Source organism: Cupriavidus sp. 05N39, from assembly GCF_056397325.1.
The window spans coordinates 1-357 of sequence record NZ_JBFTNE010000420.1 but is presented as its reverse complement, the minus strand read 5'-3'; the positions used below and the strand labels follow the sequence as shown (position 1 = coordinate 357).

The following is a 357-nucleotide window of genomic DNA, read 5'->3' as shown; positions in this document are numbered from 1 at the left end:
CACCTCGTCCATGCGCCGGGCGCGATCCTCGAAAAAGGCGGCCACCTCCTGCGGGTCGAGCTCGGGAGGCGATGCGTCGCCGAATGCCGTTGTTATCCTTGCCACACCAGTTCCCCTGTTTTCATGCCTGCGCGGGCCGCCATAACGACCACCACAACGCGACCACCAACAGCAGGTAGGTCGTGCCAAGTGCCAGGACCGCACCGGCCCCGGCAAACGCCGGCACCCATGCGACCATCAACACCAGCAACAGAAGCAGCGCCCCCAGCTGCATCCCGATCCGTATCCGCTTGCGTCCGCGCGCCATCAACATGGTACAGCCAAGTGCCGACAAGCCAAGCAGCGCGGGGAACAGGC

General features: G+C 65.3%; 1 protein-coding gene. It reads right to left on the bottom strand.

Annotated features, from left to right (window positions below; genetic code table 11):
* Window positions 1–121 precede the first annotated feature (121 nt).
* Window positions 122–357: hypothetical protein (locus AC1DN0_RS41995; protein WP_477146745.1), on the bottom strand; the 236-nt coding region annotated here is incomplete at its 5' end.